17 protein-coding genes are annotated in these 17,827 nt (G+C 62.0%); 6 read left to right on the forward strand and 11 right to left on the reverse strand.

Annotation, left to right across the window (positions count from 1 at the left end; translation table 11 throughout):
* Positions 1–13: 13 nt before the first annotated feature.
* The 4 genes from KHP07_RS02980 to KHP07_RS02995 are packed head-to-tail and all read right to left on the reverse strand — an operon-like array spanning position 14 to position 4,372.
* Positions 14–775, reverse strand: a complete 762-nt coding sequence (locus tag KHP07_RS02980; protein WP_078047065.1) for an SDR family NAD(P)-dependent oxidoreductase — start codon at positions 773–775, stop codon at positions 14–16.
* Positions 776–785: 10 nt separating this feature from the next.
* Positions 786–2,126: an MFS transporter gene (locus tag KHP07_RS02985; RefSeq protein WP_099494135.1), complete on the reverse strand. Its 1,341-nt coding sequence runs from the start codon at positions 2,124–2,126 to the stop codon at positions 786–788.
* A 33-nt stretch (positions 2,127–2,159) separates the two neighbouring features.
* Positions 2,160–3,038: a polysaccharide deacetylase family protein gene (locus KHP07_RS02990; protein WP_003234086.1), complete on the reverse strand. Its 879-nt coding sequence runs from the start codon at positions 3,036–3,038 to the stop codon at positions 2,160–2,162.
* 11 nt (positions 3,039–3,049) lie between these two features.
* Positions 3,050–4,372 carry an amidase gene (locus KHP07_RS02995; protein WP_214496578.1) on the reverse strand — a complete coding sequence of 441 codons (1,323 nt, stop codon included), beginning with the start codon at positions 4,370–4,372 and terminating at the stop codon, positions 3,050–3,052.
* Between the two features lie 337 nt (positions 4,373–4,709).
* Here KHP07_RS02995 and KHP07_RS03000 point away from each other — a divergent pair, with 337 nt between their 5' ends.
* From KHP07_RS03000 to cmoB, 6 genes are all read left to right on the forward strand, one after another.
* A complete protein-coding gene (locus KHP07_RS03000; protein ID WP_100491426.1) occupies positions 4,710–5,699 on the forward strand; it encodes a GntR family transcriptional regulator in 990 nt (329 codons plus the stop codon).
* A gap of 222 nt (positions 5,700–5,921) precedes the next feature.
* The gene (gene lon, locus KHP07_RS03005; protein WP_078047061.1) at positions 5,922–8,342 is read left to right on the forward strand and encodes an endopeptidase La; all 2,421 of its coding nucleotides are present in this window, start codon (positions 5,922–5,924) and stop codon (positions 8,340–8,342) included.
* A gap of 200 nt (positions 8,343–8,542) precedes the next feature.
* Positions 8,543–8,932: a protease inhibitor I42 family protein gene (locus tag KHP07_RS03010; RefSeq protein ID WP_099494131.1), complete on the forward strand. Its 390-nt coding sequence runs from the start codon at positions 8,543–8,545 to the stop codon at positions 8,930–8,932.
* Between the two features lies 1 nt (position 8,933).
* Positions 8,934–9,590 (forward strand): lysoplasmalogenase, encoded by a 657-nt coding sequence (locus KHP07_RS03015; protein WP_100491427.1) that lies wholly within the window; start codon positions 8,934–8,936, stop codon positions 9,588–9,590.
* A 36-nt stretch (positions 9,591–9,626) separates the two neighbouring features.
* Entirely contained in the window at positions 9,627–10,370 is a 744-nt protein-coding gene (gene cmoA, locus KHP07_RS03020) for a carboxy-S-adenosyl-L-methionine synthase CmoA (RefSeq protein WP_078047058.1), read from the forward strand.
* A complete protein-coding gene (gene cmoB / locus KHP07_RS03025) occupies positions 10,367–11,323 on the forward strand; it encodes a tRNA 5-methoxyuridine(34)/uridine 5-oxyacetic acid(34) synthase CmoB (protein WP_078047057.1) in 957 nt (318 codons plus the stop codon). Before cmoA ends, cmoB begins: the two co-directional genes overlap by 4 nt.
* A 123-nt stretch (positions 11,324–11,446) precedes the next feature.
* On the opposite strand, the gene tadA is transcribed toward cmoB, so the two are convergent.
* From tadA to lepB, 7 genes are all read right to left on the reverse strand, one after another.
* Complete coding sequence (gene tadA / locus KHP07_RS03030; RefSeq protein ID WP_078047056.1) at positions 11,447–11,944, reverse strand: tRNA adenosine(34) deaminase TadA; 498 nt, start codon at positions 11,942–11,944, stop codon at positions 11,447–11,449.
* On the reverse strand, positions 11,944–13,326 hold the full coding sequence (locus tag KHP07_RS03035; protein WP_099494203.1) for a multicopper oxidase family protein: 1,383 nt from the start codon (positions 13,324–13,326) through the stop codon (positions 11,944–11,946). The genes tadA and KHP07_RS03035 overlap by 1 nt, the downstream gene beginning before the upstream one ends.
* A 274-nt stretch (positions 13,327–13,600) precedes the next feature.
* Complete coding sequence (pdxJ, locus tag KHP07_RS03040) at positions 13,601–14,341, reverse strand: pyridoxine 5'-phosphate synthase (RefSeq protein WP_214496579.1); 741 nt, start codon at positions 14,339–14,341, stop codon at positions 13,601–13,603.
* A 51-nt stretch (positions 14,342–14,392) separates the two neighbouring features.
* Positions 14,393–15,082 carry a DNA repair protein RecO gene (gene recO, locus KHP07_RS03045; protein ID WP_099494129.1) on the reverse strand — a complete coding sequence of 230 codons (690 nt, stop codon included), beginning with the start codon at positions 15,080–15,082 and terminating at the stop codon, positions 14,393–14,395.
* A gap of 154 nt (positions 15,083–15,236) precedes the next feature.
* Entirely contained in the window at positions 15,237–16,139 is a 903-nt protein-coding gene (gene era / locus KHP07_RS03050) for a GTPase Era (RefSeq protein ID WP_034102340.1), read from the reverse strand.
* Positions 16,132–16,821: a ribonuclease III gene (rnc, locus tag KHP07_RS03055; protein WP_016978270.1), complete on the reverse strand. Its 690-nt coding sequence runs from the start codon at positions 16,819–16,821 to the stop codon at positions 16,132–16,134. Before rnc ends, era begins: the two co-directional genes overlap by 8 nt.
* Before the next feature lie 150 nt (positions 16,822–16,971).
* The gene (gene lepB / locus KHP07_RS03060; protein WP_078047052.1) at positions 16,972–17,826 is read right to left on the reverse strand and encodes a signal peptidase I; all 855 of its coding nucleotides are present in this window, start codon (positions 17,824–17,826) and stop codon (positions 16,972–16,974) included.
* Position 17,827 lies beyond the last annotated feature (1 nt).

A 17,827-nucleotide genomic window follows, 5' to 3' on the forward strand; every position in this document is an offset into this window, starting at 1 on the left:
AAATGGGGTGCAGTCAGTCGGGCCAGCGTACGGTCAGGCCGCCGTCGATGACGATGCTTTGTCCGGTCAAATAGCTCGATGCCTCACTGGTCAAGAACTGCACCAGCGACGCGACTTCATCCGCCCGCCCTACCCGGCCCAAGGGGATAGCCCGCGCCGCTTTCGCCAAGCCTTCCGGGCCCAGGGAGTTCTTTGCATCCAGCGACTGTGGCGTCTCGATCAGACCCGGGATCACCGCATTGCAACGAATCCCCAGTGGCGCCAACTCCACCGCCAACGACCGGCACAACCCCGGTACACCCGCCTTGGCGGCTGCGTAATGGCTGTGTTCCTGCCAGCCATACACACCACCGGCAATCGATGAAATCGCCACCAGCGCACCGCCTTCGCTCATGTGTCGGGTCGCTGCGCGGAAGGTGCGCATCACCCCCGTGAGGTCGACATTGAGCATCTCGTCCCACAGCGCGTCGGTCATCTCCAGCAAGGGTGCGCGGCGCAGCAAACCGGCGTTGGCCACTGCGTAATCCAGCCGGCCAAAATGCTGAATAGCTTGTTCGGCCAGGGCGTCCACCGAGGCGGTGTTGCCCACGTCCAACGGCAGCATCAGGCATTCGCCACCCGCCTCTTCCACCCGGCTGACGGTGGTCTGCGGGTCATGGGGATCGGCCGGGAAATACCCGCCCACAACCGCCACGCCATGACGGGCATAGGCCACGGCGAGGGCTTGGCCGATGCCACTGGCGGCACCGGTAATCAACGCAACTTTACGGCTCATCGATCACTCCTTACTGAACGGTTTCCGGACGCACATGGCGTGCGGCAAACATCAACGCGCCGGACAGGAAGCACGGCAGCGCGCCGAACCACAGCGCGGCGGTCTGCCAGTCGCTGCCGGCGGACAACACTTGGGTCGCACCAAAGCCTGCGACCACCGCACCAATCGGGCCCATGGCATGGATGATCGCGCCGCCGGTGGCGCGGATGCTGGTGGGGAAGCTTTCACTGATAAAGAACAGCGCCGCCGAGTACGGCCCGATCAGGAAGAACAGGCCCAGGCTGTACAGCCCGACCACCATCGGCATATTGCTGGGGCCAAACAGCATCCCGGCGAACGACAGGCCGCCGAGCATCCAGCCCAAGCCGATCACGTTGCGGCGGCCGATCTTGTCGCCCATCCAGCCGTGGCTGAGGTAACCGCAGTAACCCACCAGGTTCGACAGCACAAGGATGATCAGCGAGTTCTCGAACGAGATGTGGTGCACGCTGACGATCACCGAAGTCCCCAGCACGCTGAATACTTGGATCGCGGCCCAGTTGAGCAACAGTGCCGCGCCGATCACCAGGGTGGCGCGCCGCGCCGGGCCACGGAATGCCGCTTTCAGGCCGGCCTTGCTGTGTTCGTCGTAGTCCACGCCGTAGGTCACGGCGACGTTCTGCGCTTCCTTCACCGCGCCGCTTTTACGCAGCTCGCTGATGCGCTGGTGAATCTGGAACTGCGGGCTCTCCTTGAGCTTGCGCGCCATGATCGCGATCACCACTGCCGGGATGGCGGCAAAGATGAAGCACCCCTGCCAGCCGATGATCGGCAGCAACAGCGCGGTCAACCCGGCAGCGATCAACGCACCGACCGGCCAGCCACCCTGCACGAGGCTGTAGATAAAGCCGCGACGCTTGGTCAACCGTGGGTCTTCGGAGGCGCCATACAGCTCGCTCAGATAAGTCGCGTTGACGGTTTCCTCGGCATAACCCAGGCCGCCCAGCGAACGGATCAGAATCAGCGGCGACTTGCCCCACGCGCCGCCAATCGCCGTCAGCGCCGAACACAGCGCAGAGCCGGCCACGGTGAAGATAATGCCTTTGCGCCGGCCCAATTTATCGACGACGGGGCCAATGGCAAAGGCGACCACCGCCGTACCCACCGCCACCCAGGTCGCGATTTCAGCTTGCTCCACTTCACCCCAGCCAAAGTGCCGGCCAATCTCCGGCAGCAAAGTGCCGAAGAGGATGAAGTCATACACCGCAAACACCCAGGCGAAAAACGCGATCCAAGTGGCGAAACGCACCTCCTTGGACGTCAGTTGCCGGGGTTTCCAACCAGTCAGGTCAAGCTTGTTGTAGATGGACATGGGTCGCGCCTCAGGGGGGCTGTTTTTTAAGGGTCAGGTACGGGGTTGGCGGCGGATGAAGTCGTCGGCGATTTCGTCGAAGGTGACGAAGCGCACGCCGGCATGGCTCTGGATGTGTTCGATCAGGCGCTCCAGCATCAGCAGCACTTGCGGGCGGCCGGAGACGTCGGGGTGGATGGTCATGGTGAACACCGCGTGTTCGTGTTCGCGGTAGACCCAGTCGAACTGGTCGCGCCACATTTCTTCGAGGTGACGCGGGTTGACGAAGCCATGGCTGTTGGGGGCTTTCTTGATGAACATCATCGGCGGCAGGTCGTCCAGGTACCAGTTGGCCGGGATCTCCACCAGGTCGGTTTCTTCGCCACGCACCAGCGGTTTCATCCAGGTGTCGGGGTGCTGGCTGTAGTCGATCTTGGTCCAGCTATCGCCCTTGCGCACGTAGTAAGGGTGGAAGTCGTTGTGCATCAGGCTGTGGTCGTACTTGATGCCTTTTTTCAGCAGCAGTTCGTTGGTGACCTTGCTGAATTCCCACCACGGCGCCACGTAACCCGTCGGGCGTTTGCCGGTGACCTGGGTGATCAGCTCGATGGATTTATCCAGGACGATTTCTTCCTGCTCGGCGGTCATGGCGATGGGGTTTTCGTGGCTGTAGCCGTGCACACCAATTTCGTGACCAGCGTCGGCCACGGCCTTCATCTGCTCGGGGAAGGTTTCCATCGAATGGCCGGGGATAAACCAGGTGGTGCGCAGGCCGTAGCGTTCGAACAACTTGAGCAGGCGTGGCGCGCCGATTTCACCGGCGAACAGGCCACGGGAGATGTCGTCCGGCGAATCTTCGCCGCCGTAGGAACCGAGCCAGCCGGCGACGGCGTCAACGTCGACGCCAAATGCACAGAGGATATCTTTAGCCATGGTGTGTCTCCTTAAACGTTAAGTACGGTTTCGACGGACAACGCGGCGCGCAGCAGGCGTGCGTCTTCTCCCGTCGGGGCGCTGAGCAGCAACCCGGTGGGCAGGCCCTGGGCATCGCGGCCGCTGGGCAGGTTTACGCCGGGCATGTCGAGCAGACTGCCGGGCATGGTCAGGCGCAGGGTGGCAAGGTTGGTGTTGACGAACAGGTCGTCGTCGCCTGCCAGAGGCGCCAATGGAGGCGCGACGTGGGCGACGGTGGGTGTGATGAGGATGGCGCCGTCGAGGTCGTCGACCAGTTGCTGTTGCAGGCGGCGACGTGCATCGGTCAGGTGGATGAGCTGGCTGGCTGGCAGTGAACGCGCAGTTTCGAGGCGGCGGCGCACGCGCGGGTCGAGCAGCTCGGCGTCGGGGCTGTCGAGCAGCGTTTCGTGCAGGGCGAAGGCTTCAAAGGCGCCGAGCCAACCGTAGTGTTTGATCAGGTCCAGGGTCGCCTGGAACGTCGGGCATTCGCGTTCTTCGACCAGCGCGCCCTGGGCCTTGAGTTGCTCCACCGCTCGCAGCAGGTTGTTGCGCACAGCGGGTTCAGCGTCCTGTTGCGCCAACACAAAGCGCTGGCCCTTGAGGCTGCGGGCCGTGTGGGTTTGGGTGCGGCCATGCAACAGGTCGTCGATGGCCAGTGCATCGCGCACGCTGCGGGTCAACGGGCCAAGGCTGTCGAGGGTGTGGGCCAGGGGGAAAACCCCATCGCGGCTGTAACGTCGGCTGCTGCTGCGGTAACCCACCAGGCCATTGAACGCCGACGGGATACGGATGGAACCGGCCGTGTCGGTGCCCATGGCGATAGGCACGATGCCGGCAGCGACGGCCACCGCCGAGCCGGACGACGAACCGCCCGGAATACGCGGTTGGTCAGTGCCATGGGGATTGTGCGGCGTGCCGAAATGCGGGTTCAGCCCCAAGCCAGAATAGGCCAGTTCGCTGAGGTTGGTCTTGCCGACACTGACCATCCCGGCGCGGCACAACAGGCCGACAGTGGGGGCATCGAGCAAGGCCGCGGGCGCGTTGCGGCGGTAGGCGGCGCCCGCCGTGGTGACGCTGCCGGCCACATCAAACAGGTCCTTCCAGGCCAACGGCACGCCATCGAACACACTCACTGGCTGGCCGGCGCGCCAACGGGCGGCGGCGGCTTCGGCTTCACGGCGGGCGCGTTCGCCCGTCAGGCTGATGAAGACGGCAGGCACCTGGCTGGCTTTCTCGAGTGCCTGTTCGAGGGCTTGCACCGGGTCGCTGCGACCGCTGGCGAAATCCTCGGCCATTGAAGTGGCGTCTGACATCAGGATGATCCTCACAAAACGTACATATTAATAAAATGTACATTTTATGAAGGCAGCTTTCGTGCCAGTCTTAGCCGGGATCTTGGTTCGCAAAGAGTGAATCCCGCCTAGAGCATCGGGATAGATAGCTTTAAAGAGTAGGAAAAATGCTTGCAGGTGGGCAGGAAAGCACCTTCAATGAAATAATGTATCTTTTATTAATAAGTACATTTTGGTGCAGAAAAGTAACATTCCTACCGACAAGGCCCCAAAAAAGTGCCCGCGACGTGGCGCAGAGTGACAGGCGCAACTTATGAGAGAATCCCCGGCCACCGTCCTACAGCCTCCAGAGAAAGCGATGAAAGCAGTGTCCGCCTCGGCCTCCCGTTACGCGATGATTCATCAGGTGTTGCGTGACGCGATCGTCAACGGTACTGCGCGCCACGGCCTGGTCTTGCTGGAAGCACCGCTGGCCGAATTGTTCGGCACCAGCCGCGTGCCGGTGCGCAAGGCCCTGGACCTGCTGCACGCAGAGGGCCTGATCTGCCGCTTCAACGGCCGGGGTTACCTGATCAACCCCGAAGGCCTGGCGATGGAGCCGCTGCGCCTGCCCTTGAGCCACGCTCACCTGGGCCTTAACGGTGAAGATGAGCTGGTGGACACGCGGCCGCTGGGCGAACGCATCGTCGAAGAGATCGGCGCGGCGTTGTCCACCTGTATTGCTTTCGGCCATTACCGCCTGGATGAGCAAGCTGCTGCCGACCACTACGGCGTCAGTCGCGCCGTGGTGCGCGAAGCGCTGATGCGCCTGCGCGACCGTGGCCTGGTGGAAAAGGAGCCCTACTCCCAATGGCTGGCGGGGCCGTTGACTGCACGAGAAGTCACCGAAGACTACGAACTGCGCGCCTGCCTGGAGCCCGAAGCCCTGCGCCAAAGTGCCCCCCACCTCGACCGGGAATTGCTGGAGGCCATGCTGCAGCGCGTGCTGGATGCTCAGGAGAGCGCGCATTGCAGCCTGGAGGCCATTGAACAGATCGAGGAAGATTTGCACCAGCGCTGTCTGGCCGGCCTGCAGAACCGCAAAATTGCGGCGTTGATTCGCCAGGGCCAGAGCCCGATGATCATCAGCCGGATTTTCTACCGTTTGCTGGGGATCGGTGCTGATCCGGCCATGTTGGCTGAGCATCGCCTGATTCTGGAGCTGTTGCTGCATGGCGCGGTGGACGCGGCGGCGCTGAACCTGCGCGAGCACCTGCAGCGGGCTCGGCAGCGGATGTTGCAGCGCTTGAAAGTGCTCTCAGTGCTGCCCGAACAGCCGCTTCCCGCCTACCTGCACAAAATCAGCTGACCGCACATAATTCCAAATGTAGAAGCGGGCTTGCTCGCGAATGCGGTGGGTCAGTCAAAGATATATTCACTGATCCACCGCTTTCGCGAGCAAGCCCGCTCCCACACTGGTCCTGCGGCGTAGTCGAGAATTTCATGCAATATGTTGCTATCTCGCCGCGACCATTGAAACCACCGCCGCCCCGCCCCATCTAAGCACCATACTTCCTTATGCAGGTGCCCCATGAGCGACCAGCAAGATTTCCCTGATTACGACTTGAACGACTACGCCGACCCCGAAAACGCTGAAACCCCGTCTTCCAATACCGGCCTGGCCCTGCCTGGGCAAAACCTGCCGGACAAGGTCTATATCATCCCGATCCACAACCGGCCCTTCTTCCCGGCGCAAGTGCTGCCGGTGATCGTCAATGAAGAGCCGTGGGCCGAGACGCTTGAGCTGGTGAGCAAATCCGAGCACCACTCCCTGGCGCTGTTCTTCATGGACACCCCGCCGGAAGACCCGCGCCACTTCGACACCTCCAGCCTGCCGCTGTACGGCACCCTGGTGAAGGTACACCACGCCAGCCGCGAGAACGGCAAGCTGCAGTTCGTTGCCCAGGGCCTGACCCGTGTGCGCATCAAGACCTGGCTCAAGCACCACCGCCCACCGTATCTGGTGGAAGTCGAGTACCCGCACCAGCCGAGCGAGCCGACCGACGAGGTGAAGGCCTACGGCATGGCGCTGATCAATGCGATCAAGGAGCTGCTGCCGCTCAACCCGCTGTACAGCGAAGAGCTGAAAAACTACCTCAACCGCTTCAGCCCCAACGACCCGTCGCCACTCACCGACTTCGCCGCCGCGCTGACCTCGGCCACCGGTAACGAGTTGCAGGAAGTGCTCGATTGCGTACCCATGCTCAAGCGCATGGAAAAAGTCCTGCCGATGCTGCGCAAAGAAGTCGAAGTCGCGCGCCTGCAAAAAGAACTCTCCGCCGAGGTGAACCGCAAGATCGGCGAGCACCAGCGCGAGTTCTTTCTCAAGGAACAGCTCAAGGTCATCCAGCAGGAGCTGGGCCTGACCAAGGACGACCGCAGCGCGGATGTCGAGCAGTTCGAGCAACGCCTGGAAGGCAAAGTGCTGCCGGCCCAAGCGAAGAAACGCATTGATGAAGAACTGAACAAACTGTCGATCCTCGAGACCGGTTCGCCGGAATACGCGGTGACGCGCAACTACCTGGACTGGGCCACTTCAGTGCCGTGGGGCGTGTACGGCGAGGACAAACTCGACCTCAAACACGCGCGCAAGGTGTTGGACAAGCATCACGCGGGCCTGGATGACATCAAGAGTCGCATCCTCGAATTTCTCGCGGTGGGCGCTTATAAAGGCGAAGTCGCCGGCTCGATCGTGCTGCTGGTGGGCCCGCCGGGCGTGGGCAAGACCAGCGTGGGCAAATCCATCGCCGAGTCCCTGGGCCGGCCGTTCTACCGTTTCAGCGTGGGCGGCATGCGTGACGAGGCCGAGATCAAGGGCCATCGCCGCACCTACATCGGCGCGCTGCCAGGCAAGCTGGTGCAAGCGCTCAAGGATGTGGAAGTGATGAACCCGGTGATCATGCTCGACGAGATCGACAAGATGGGCCAAAGCTTCCAGGGCGACCCGGCCTCGGCGCTGCTGGAAACCCTCGACCCGGAACAGAACGTCGAATTCCTCGATCACTACCTGGACCTGCGCCTGGACCTGTCCAAGGTGCTGTTCGTGTGCACCGCCAACACCCTGGATTCCATCCCCGGCCCGCTGCTGGACCGTATGGAAGTGATTCGCCTATCGGGCTATATCACCGAAGAAAAAGTCGCCATCGCCAAGCGCCACCTGTGGCCCAAGCAGCTGGAAAAAGCCGGCGTGTCGAAAAACAGCCTGACCATCAGCGACGGCGCCCTGCGCGCCTTGATCGACGGTTATGCCCGCGAAGCCGGGGTGCGACAGTTGGAGAAACAACTGGGCAAGCTGGTGCGCAAGGCGGTGGTCAAGCTGCTGGATGAGCCGGATTCGGTGATCAAGATCGGCAACAAGGACCTGGAAAGCTCGCTGGGCATGCCGGTATTCCGCAATGAACAAGTGCTGTCCGGCACCGGTGTGATCACCGGCCTGGCCTGGACCAGCATGGGCGGCGCGACCTTGCCGATCGAAGCGACGCGCATCCATACGCTCAATCGCGGCTTCAAGCTCACCGGTCAGTTGGGCGAAGTGATGAAGGAATCCGCCGAAATCGCCTACAGCTACATCAGCTCCAATCTGAAGTCGTTTGGCGGTGATCCGAAATTCTTCGACGAAGCCTTCGTGCACTTGCATGTGCCGGAAGGTGCCACGCCAAAAGATGGCCCGAGTGCCGGTGTGACCATGGCCAGTGCGCTGCTGTCCCTGGCGCGTAACCAGCCGCCGAAAAAAGGCGTGGCCATGACTGGCGAGCTGACCTTGACCGGGCATGTACTGCCGATTGGCGGGGTGCGCGAGAAAGTGATCGCGGCGCGGCGCCAGAAGATTCATGAACTGATCCTGCCGGAGCCGAATCGGGGCAGTTTTGAGGAATTGCCGGAGTACCTGAAGGAAGGCATGACGGTGCACTTTGCCAAGCGCTTTGCGGATGTGGCGAAAGTGCTCTTCTGATAGTTATGTAGTGCCTGGTCTGGCCTCATCGCGGGCAAGCCCGGCTCCCACAGGGATCGGTGTTGTTGATGACAAATCGGTCAAATGTGGGAGCGGGCTTGCCCGCGATGGCGTCTGTCGCAACAACACAAATCCCTCTTGTCACACCTTGTCTCATCTTCGGTTATGCTCGCCCTTCGTCGTGAATGAACGGAGCCCCCATGACCGCTGCCCGCCTGCTTCTCCCCTTGAGCCTTGCCCTACTGGCCGCGTGTGCCAGCGCACCGAAGCAAAACATCAGCGTGGACAACCAGAGCGCCTGCCCGCTTCAACTTAAAACCGGGCAAAACCTGATCCTCACCCTGCCAAGCAACCCCACCACCGGTTACCGCTGGGCCATCCAGGACTCCGCGGGCGGCGTGCTGCGCGCACTCAGCCCAGAGGTGTACAGCAGCACAGAATCCGGCGTGATCGGCGGCGGCGGCCAGTCGACCTGGCGCTTCCAGGCCTTCGCGGCAGGCCAAGGCCGTTTACGCTTGACCTCCCAGCAGCCCTGGGAACCGGAAGCCGAACCCGCCGAAACCTTCGACTGCGCCGTTACGGTGAACTGATATGCCATGGCTGATTCTTGCGTTGATGGGCGCCGGCACTTTTATCTACGGCCTTGCCACCCATGCCACCTTGTTGTGCCTGCTGGTCAAACCGTTGCCGGTACTGGCACTGCTGGGCTGGCTGCATGACGCGCCGCCCACCGACTATCGACGCTGGATCAGCCTGGGGCTGATTTTTTCCCTGGTGGGCGATGTACTGCTGGCCTGGCCGGGCGACCTGTTCATCTTCGGCTTGGGTGCCTTCCTGTTTGCGCATTTGGCGTACCTCAAAGCCTATTTCAGTGACTGTCGCCGCTTGGCGCTGCTGCCGCTGGTATTGGCGCTGGGCGTGGGCGCGATCCTGCTGAGCATCCTGATCTCCCATGGCCTGGGTGACTTGCTGATTCCAGTGGTGGTTTATGCAACCGTGATCAGTGTCATGCTCTGGCGTGCGTTGGCGCGACTGGGCAGCGACGTGCCGAAACGCTCGGCATGGCTGGCGGCGGCAGGTGCGGTGTCGTTTGTGTTTTCTGACACGCTGATTGGTATCAATCGGTTTGTGGTGGCGTTCGATGCAGCACCTTATTTGCTGATCACCACGTATTGGCTGGGCCAGTGGGGCATCACTGCCTCGGCTTTCCATCAGACAACCCGCGCACATGAGGGCCAACTTGGCTAAAATGCCGGCCTTTCCCCAATCGTCGCCGGAACAACCGTGAGCAAAGAACCCGATCGCCTTTTCGCCCAGCCCCTGCCCCAGGTGCCGGACTTCGCCTTTAACGAGGACGTGGTGCGGGTGTTCCCGGACATGATCAAGCGCTCGGTGCCCGGCTACCCGACCATCGTCGAGAACCTCGGCGTACTCGCCGCGCAGTTCGCCCAACCCAACAGCATGCTGTATGACCTGGGATCCTCGCTTGGCGCGGTGACCCAGGCCCTGCGCCGCCATGTGCGCACTGACGGTTGCCGGGTGATCGCTGTGGATAACTCGGCGGCGATGGTCGAGCGTTGCCGTGAATACCTCAATGGCCAGGACTCGATGTTCCAGGAGCTGCTGCCGGTCGAGGTCATCGAGGGCGATATCCTCGCGCTGCAGTTCCAGCCGGCCTCGGTGGTGGCGTTGAACTTCACCCTGCAATTCATCGCGCCCGATGAGCGCCTGGCGCTGCTCTCGCGCATCCGCCAATCATTGTTGCCGGGCGGTGCATTGATCCTTTCGGAAAAGCTGCGCTTCAATGATCCCGAAGAACACGCGCTGCTCACCGACCTGCACATCGCGTTCAAACGCGCCAACGGCTACAGCGAACTGGAAATCGCCCAGAAGCGCAGCGCCATCGAAAACGTCATGAAGCCCGACAGCCTCGAAGAACACCGCGAACGCCTGCTGGCGGCCGGGTTCTCTAAAGTCGTGCCGTGGTTCCAGTGTCTTAACTTTGCCTCGTTGATTGCCTTGCCATGATTGATCTGTCCCCCCTCGCCCGCCACTTGGTCGGCACTCCCCTGGCCGTGTGGGCCCAGGGCCTGCAAGCGCAACTCGATAGCAAGATGGAAAAGGGTCATGGCGACCTGGAGCGTTGGCAGAGTGCGTTGGATGCGCTGCCTGCGATCCAGCCCAGCGAGGTGGATTTACTCAACGGCCTGACACTCGACACCGACTGCGACGACGATACCCGCGCGCAAATGCGCACCGCGTTGATGGGCCTGAGCCCTTGGCGCAAAGGCCCGTTCCACCTGTTCGGCGTGCATGTGGACACCGAATGGCGTTCGGACTGGAAGTGGTCGCGCGTGGCCCCACACTTGGACTTGAAGGGCAAGCGCATCCTCGATGTCGGCTGCGGCAACGGCTACTACATGTGGCGCATGCTCGGCGCCGGTGCCGACAGCGTAATTGGCGTGGACCCGAACTGGCTGTTCTTCTGCCAATTCCAGGCGGTGCAGCGCTATCTGTCCGAGCCCAAGGCCTGGCATCTGCCGTTCCCGTTCGAAGACTTGCCAGCGAACCTCGAAGGCTTCGACACGGTGTTTTCCATGGGCGTGTTCTACCACCGCCGCTCGCCGATCGAGCATTTGCTGGCACTGAAGGACACCTTGGTCAAAGGCGGCGAACTGGTGCTGGAAACCCTGGTGGTCGAAGGCGATCAGCAGCAAGTGCTGGTGCCGGAAGATCGTTACGCGCAGATGCGCAACGTGTGGTTCCTGCCGTCGGTGCCAGCGTTGATGCTGTGGCTGCGGCGTGCCGGGTTCAGTGATGTGCGCTGTGTGGATGTGAGCGTCACCACCGTCGAGGAACAGCGTGGGACAGAGTGGATGAAGTACCAGTCGCTGAGTGATTTCCTTGATCCGGAAGATCACAGCAAAACCATCGAAGGGCTGCCGGCGCCGATGCGAGCGGTAATCATCGCTCGCAAGTAACCCCCACCTCCCTAAATGTAGGAGCGGGCTTGCTCGCGAATGCAGTGGATCAGCCATGTATAGAGTGACTGACCCACCGCATTCGCGAGCAAGCCCGCTCCCACATTGGTTTTCGAGTGTTCTTTAAAGGGTGGCTTTTGCCCGGCGCGCCTTGAAGAATTCGCTCAAGACCGTCCCGCACTCTTCTGCCAATACCCCGCCTTCAAACAACACCCGATGATTCAAAAAGCCTTGGGTAAAAAACTGCCCCTGGCTTTGCACGATCCCGGCCTTGGGCTCCAGCGCGCCATACACCACCCGCGCAATCCGTGAATGCACGATCAAACCGGCGCACATGCTGCACGGCTCCAGGGTCACATACAGGGTGCTGCCCACCAGGCGGTAGTTGCTGATGGCTTGCGCGGCGGCGCGGATGGCGACCATTTCGGCATGGGCGCTGGGGTCGTTGCCGCTGATGGGGCAGTTGAAGCCACGGCCGATGATTTCTCCGTCCTGCACCAACACAGCGCCTACGGGGACTTCACCCAATGCAGCGCCTTGGGCGGCAAGGGCCAGGGCTTCGCGCATGAAGTCCTGGTCGCGGCTGCGGTCGATGATCGCGGTGGGGCGAAACTGACGCATCACGCCACCTCGATGGCGGCCATCAGGCCGGTTTCCATATGGTCGATCACGTGGCAATGGAACATCCACACCCCGGGGTTATCCGCCACCAACGCCACGCGAGCACGCTCGTTCTTGCCCAGCAGGTACGTGTCGGTGAAGTACGGAATCACCTTGTGGCGGTTCGAAGCGATCACCTTGAAACTCATGCCGTGCAGGTGGATCGGGTGCTGGTACTGGGTCATGTTCTTCAATTCGAAAATGTAGCTCTTGCCCTTTTCCAGCTTGGCAATCGGGCGGTCGGCGCAGGTCTTGTCGGTGATGTCCCAGGCCTGGCCGTTGATCTGCCACAGGCTCGGCGGCTTGCCGTTGTCGACATTGACCGAAACGGAGCCCACCCACTCGAAATTGAAGTTGAGTTTCTCGGCATTCGCCAGGTCCGGCTCGCTGATCGGGTTGGCGGGCAACGCCGGCGGCCACTCGGTCGGCGCATCGGTGTTGGCCACCGAACGAAACGTGCCGAGGCGCACCGGGCCGTTGCGGATCGACAGTTCTTCGCCGGCCGGCGGTGCCTTGATCGCCAGGCAGATGCGCATGCCGGGGCCCAGCCAGTATTCCTTGCCCAACGGGCGCGGCTCGATAGGGTTTCCGTCCAGCGCGTAGATCTGCGCTTCGACGTCAGGGATGTTGATGCGATAGGTCAGGGTGTTGTCGAGGTTGAGCAGGCGCACGCGGGTGATCTGCCCGGCCGGCAAATCGATGACAGCCTGGGACACGCCGTTGATCGTCGACAACCGCCCCGCCGTGCCGCCACGCGCCGCTTCACGGGGAATGCTGAAGGCCACGAAAGCGCCCTCTTCGTCCACGTGCCAGCTTTTCAGGCTGAGGGTGCGCTCGTGCTTGAAACCGGTGGGTTCGCGTTCCTCGATGATCAGCGGGCCGACCAGGCCACGGCCGAGCTCTTCGCTGCTGTTCACATGGGGGTGATACCAGTAGCTGCCGGCGTCGGGCACGCGGAATTTGTAATCGAAATATTCGCCGGGTAGCACCGGCAATTGCGAGACGTAGGGCACGCCGTCCATTTCCAGTGGCAGGCGGATGCCATGCCAGTGAATGGTGGTGGCGACCGGCAGGTGGTTGATAAAGCGCACCCGCAGCCATTCACCCTGGCGCACGCGCAATTCGGTGCCCGGCGCGGATGGGCCGAATGCCCAGGCCTCGGTCTTGTGCCCCGGTACCAGTTCCACGTCCAGCGGTGCGGCGATCAGTTCGTAATCGTGCCCGGCCTCGGCCTCGGCGACTTTCCCCAGCCAGTAGCGGTAGGCGCCACCGGCCCCCACACCCACTACGGCCAGGCCTGCGAGACCACCCAGGATTTGTCGACGGGAAAAGGATCGGGACACAACAACCTCACGTATCTGCCGCAGGCCCGGGGCCTGCAAAGGGCAGATACGATACACCTGCATCGGCTAAACAGTAAGGCTTCGCATTGCCGCATGGCTGAAACGCGGGGAAAAACACCAGAGATCAAAAGATGGAATACGCCTATGTGGGAGCGGGCTTGCTCGCGAATGCAGTGGGTCAGCCATACATGAATCGACTGACACACCGTATTCGCGAGCAAGCCCGCTCCCACACAAGCCCATTTCCGCAGGGGGATTGCGGTGTTATTTAGTGCTAGGCAGCAGCGCTCAGGATCAGCGCTTTCATCTCGGCGACGGCGCCCTTGAAGCCGACGAACAGCGCATGAGCCACCAGCGCATGGCCGATGTTCAGCTCGTTGATGCCCTTGATCGCGGCCACGGCTTCGACGTTGTGGTAGTGCAGGCCATGCCCGGCGTTGACGATCAGGCCTTCCTTGAGGCCGCAGCTCACGCCGTCAATGATGCGTTGCAGCTCGTCGGCCACTTCAGTGGGCGTGGTGGCATCGGCGTATCGGCCGGTGTGCAGTTCGATGGCCGGCGCACCGACACGACGCGACGCTTCGATCTGGCGCTCGTCGGCGTCGATGAACAGCGAGACTTCACTGCCGATTTTCGACAAGCGCTCCACGGCGGCCTTGATCCGCGCTTCCTGGCCGGCCACGTCGAGGCCGCCTTCGGTGGTCAGTTCCTGGCGGGTTTCCGGGACCAGGCAGATATGCGCCGGGCGGATGCGCTCGGCGAAGGCCATCATTTCTTCAGTGACGCCCATCTCGAAGTTCATGCGGGTTTGCAGCACGTCCTTGAGCAGCAGCACGTCGCGCTCCTGGATGTGCCGGCGGTCTTCGCGCAGGTGCACGGTGATGCCGTCGGCGCCCGCTTCTTCGGCGTCCAGCGCGGCCTTGACCGGGTCAGGGTAACGGGTGCCCCGGGCCTGGCGCAGGGTAGCGACGTGGTCGATGTTGACGCCAAGGAGAATGCGATTGCTGGTGGTCACGGAAGCGCTCCTGAAAAGGGAAAGAATCGGTGCACAGCATACACGGGGATGTCAGGGCTTTCGAAACAACTCGCGACTGACCAGCGGCCGCCCGCCCAGGTGCACGGCCAGCGCCTGGCGCATCAGGCGCTTGGCGGCGGACAAGGCGCCGGGCGCCGTCCAATCCGCTTCGCTCATGGCCAACAGCTCGGTGCCCTGGAACAGGCCGGGTTGCAGCAGGTACACGCGCTCAAGGCCGGCGTCGACTTGCAGGCGGTAGAGGCCGTCGGCGGCGATGGGGTCGCCGTGCAGGTCGTTGGCGAGTTCGAAGCCGTAGCCCAGGTCGTCCAGCAGGCGCCATTCAAATGCGCGCAGCAGCGGTTCCAGAGGACGGCCTTCGGCCAGCGCCAACAAGGTGGCAGCGTAGTGATCGAAGACGGCCGGGTGCGGGTCTTCGGCGGGGAGCAGGCGGATCAACAGTTCATTGAGGTAGAGGCCGCTGAACAGCGCCTCGCCATTGAGCCAGGCAGAAGTGCCGACGCTTTCCATGCGACCGACGTTTTTCAGTTCACCCTTGCCGCGAAACTCCACGTCCAGGGCCACGAAAGGCCGCGCCAACGTGCCCGCCTTGCCCCGCGCACTGCGCAACACCGCGCGCAGGCGGCCTTGGGGCGTGAGGAAGTCCACCAAGGCGCTGGTCTCGCGGTAGGCGCGGCTGTGCAGGACGTAGGCGAGTTGGCTGGGGGGTGGGGATTGGGACATGAAAGTCTCTTCGCGGAACTTAAGAACAGCGATAAACCAATGTGGGAGCGGGCTTGCCCGCGATGCAGGCACCTCGGTTTTTCAGTTGCACCGAGATGATGCTATCGCAGGCAAGCCAGCTCCCACACAAGCCGGCTCCTACAGCGGAGCGATCTTACAGGTCGCCGTAGCCCAGGGAGCGCAGTGCACGCTCATCATCGGACCAACCACCCTTCACCTTCACCCACAGGTTGAGCATGATCTTGGAATCGAATAGCAATTCCATGTCCTTGCGCGCCTCGGTGCCGATGCGCTTGATGCGCTCGCCCTTGTCGCCAATGATGATCTTCTTCTGGCCGTCACGTTCGACGAGGATCAGCGCATGGATGTGCAAGGTCTTGCCCTGCTGCTTGAACTCTTCGATCTCGACGGTGATCTGGTACGGCAGCTCGGCGCCCATCTGGCGCATGATTTTCTCGCGCACCAGTTCGGCGGCAAGGAAACGGCTGCTGCGGTCGGTGATCTGGTCTTCCGGGAAGAAGTGCTCGTTCTCCGGCAAGTGCTCGGCGATCACGCGCTCAAGGGCATCGAGGTTGTGGCCGTGCTGGGCGGAGATCGGCATGATCTGCGCGTTCGGCAGTTGTTCTTGCAGCCAGCTGAGGTGCGGCATCAGCTCGGCTTTGTCCTCGATACGGTCGGTCTTGTTCAGCGCGACGATCAACGGGCCGGTGACGTACTGCACACGCTCGAGGACCATCTGGTCTTCGTCGGTCCACTTGGTGCGGTCGACCACGAAGATCACCACGTCGACGTCTTTCAACGCCGCCGACGCGGTCTTGTTCATGTAGCGGTTGAGGGCTTTCTCGCCGCCTTTGTGCATGCCCGGGGTGTCGACGTAGACGGCTTGCACGGTGCCTTCGGTCTTGATGCCCAGCATGTTGTGGCGAGTGGTCTGCGGCTTGCGCGAGGTGATCGCGAGCTTCTGGCCGAGGATGTGGTTGAGCAACGTGGACTTGCCCACGTTCGGGCGGCCGACGATGGCAACATAGCCACAGCGTGTTGCGGTTGAATCAGTCATGGCCATTCTCCACGCCCAGGGCAATCAGTGCTGCAGCGGCCGCTACCTGTTCGGCAATACGACGGCTCACACCCTGACCTCGGCTTTTTTCATTCAGTAAGGTGATTTCACATTCCACGAAGAACACGCGGCAATGGGGCTCACCCTGGATATCCACCACTTCGTAGCGTGGCAGTTCGCAACCGCGGGACTGCAGGAATTCCTGCAGGCGGGTCTTGGGATCTTTGTTGGTGTCGACCAGCGTGAGGCTTTCGATCTCGGACGTCAGCCACGCGGTGACACGTTCCTTGGCCGCTTCCATGCCGGCATCGAGGTAGATCGCACCGATCAGCGCCTCGAGGGCGTCGGCCAGGATCGATTCACGCCGGAAACCGCCGCTCTTCAATTCGCCAGAGCCCAGGCGCAGGTACTCGCCCAGGCCGAAGCCACGGGCCAGCACGGCCAGGGTCTCGCCCTTCACCAGGCGCGCGCGCAAGCGCGACAGCTGGCCTTCACGGGCTTGGGGGAAGCGCTCGAACAGGGCTTCACCGGCGACGAAGTTGAGGATGGCATCACCGAGGAATTCCAGGCGCTCGTTATTGCGCCCTGCAAAGCTGCGGTGTGTAAGGGCAAGGACCATCAATTCCTGGTCCTTGAAGGTGTAGCCGAGCTGGCGCTCGAGACGGCTTAAAGAAACGCTCACGGTTTACCCATATCTGTTTGGTGGCACCGGCGGCCATCGACGATTGACGCAGTGTTCAAATTCAAATCCTGATTGGTGCTGCATGAGGCGGGACCGATTTGTCCACACCCCAGAAAAGCATTCGGCGCTGTGTTCACAGCGCCGCCTGTATTACTTGATCAGCCCGACCCGCGAGAAGTTCGGCAGGTGGCTGAGTTTGGGTTCCGGCCAGCTCATCCAGACCGCGAAGGCCTTGCCGACGATATTCTGGTCGGGAACCATGCCCAGCAGGTCCTTGGGAATGTTGGGGTCATCCCAGTACCGGCTGTCATTGGAGTTGTCGCGGTTGTCGCCCATCATGAAGTAGTGCCCGGCCGGCACTGTCCACTGGCCGTCAGGCTGGGCACGGTAGCGGCTCATTTCCTTGCGGATTTCGTGCTCCACCGCACCGAGTTTTTCCTGATACAACTCGGCGCTGCCCAGGCTGTTCGGCTCGGAGCCGATCAGTTTCTCGGCCACCGACTCGCCGTTGATGAACAGGCGCTTGTCGCTGGTGTAGCGGATCACGTCGCCCGGCAAGCCGACAACACGCTTGATGTAGTTGACGTTAGGGTCGCTCGGGTAGCGAAAAACCATCACGTCGCCGCGCTGCGGGTCACCGATCTCGATGACCTTCTTGTCGATCACCGGCAGGCGGATCCCGTAGGAAAACTTGTTCACCAGGATGAAGTCGCCCACGTCCAGGGTAGGTTTCATCGACCCCGAGGGGATCTGAAACGGTTCCACCAGGAACGAACGCAGCACCAGCACGATGAACAACACCGGGAAGAACGACTTGCCGTATTCAACCAGCAAGGGCTCTTTGTTCAGCTTCTCGATCACCACGCCATCGGGCTGGCTGACGCTGCCCTGATAGGACGCGATAGCCGCCCGCCGACGCGGGGCGAAGAACACCAGATCGAGCAACGCCAAGAGACCGCAAACGGCAACGGCGATGACCAGCAACAGCGGGAAATTTAGCGACATA

Origin of the sequence: Pseudomonas sp. VS40 (assembly GCF_018587885.1) — a bacterium.
Classification (GTDB): Bacteria; Pseudomonadota; Gammaproteobacteria; order Pseudomonadales; family Pseudomonadaceae; genus Aquipseudomonas; species Aquipseudomonas pergaminensis.

Coding starts and splice junctions, on each gene's coding strand:
- KHP07_RS02990 (WP_003234086.1), bottom strand. CDS start 3,038: ATGGCTAAAGATATCCTCTGTGCATTTGGCGTCGACGTTGACGCCGTC.
- KHP07_RS02980 (WP_078047065.1), bottom strand. CDS start 775: ATGAGCCGTAAAGTTGCGTTGATTACCGGTGCCGCCAGTGGCATCGGC.
- lepB (WP_078047052.1), bottom strand. CDS start 17,826: ATGTCGCTAAATTTCCCGCTGTTGCTGGTCATCGCCGTTGCCGTTTGC.
- KHP07_RS03010 (WP_099494131.1), top strand. CDS start 8,543: ATGACCGCTGCCCGCCTGCTTCTCCCCTTGAGCCTTGCCCTACTGGCC.
- KHP07_RS02985 (WP_099494135.1), bottom strand. CDS start 2,126: ATGTCCATCTACAACAAGCTTGACCTGACTGGTTGGAAACCCCGGCAA.
- tadA (WP_078047056.1), bottom strand. CDS start 11,944: ATGCGTCAGTTTCGCCCCACCGCGATCATCGACCGCAGCCGCGACCAG.
- cmoB (WP_078047057.1), top strand. CDS start 10,367: ATGATTGATCTGTCCCCCCTCGCCCGCCACTTGGTCGGCACTCCCCTG.
- KHP07_RS02995 (WP_214496578.1), bottom strand. CDS start 4,372: ATGTCAGACGCCACTTCAATGGCCGAGGATTTCGCCAGCGGTCGCAGC.
- recO (WP_099494129.1), bottom strand. CDS start 15,082: ATGTCCCAATCCCCACCCCCCAGCCAACTCGCCTACGTCCTGCACAGC.
- era (WP_034102340.1), bottom strand. CDS start 16,139: ATGACTGATTCAACCGCAACACGCTGTGGCTATGTTGCCATCGTCGGC.
- KHP07_RS03015 (WP_100491427.1), top strand. CDS start 8,934: ATGCCATGGCTGATTCTTGCGTTGATGGGCGCCGGCACTTTTATCTAC.
- KHP07_RS03000 (WP_100491426.1), top strand. CDS start 4,710: ATGAAAGCAGTGTCCGCCTCGGCCTCCCGTTACGCGATGATTCATCAG.
- lon (WP_078047061.1), top strand. CDS start 5,922: ATGAGCGACCAGCAAGATTTCCCTGATTACGACTTGAACGACTACGCC.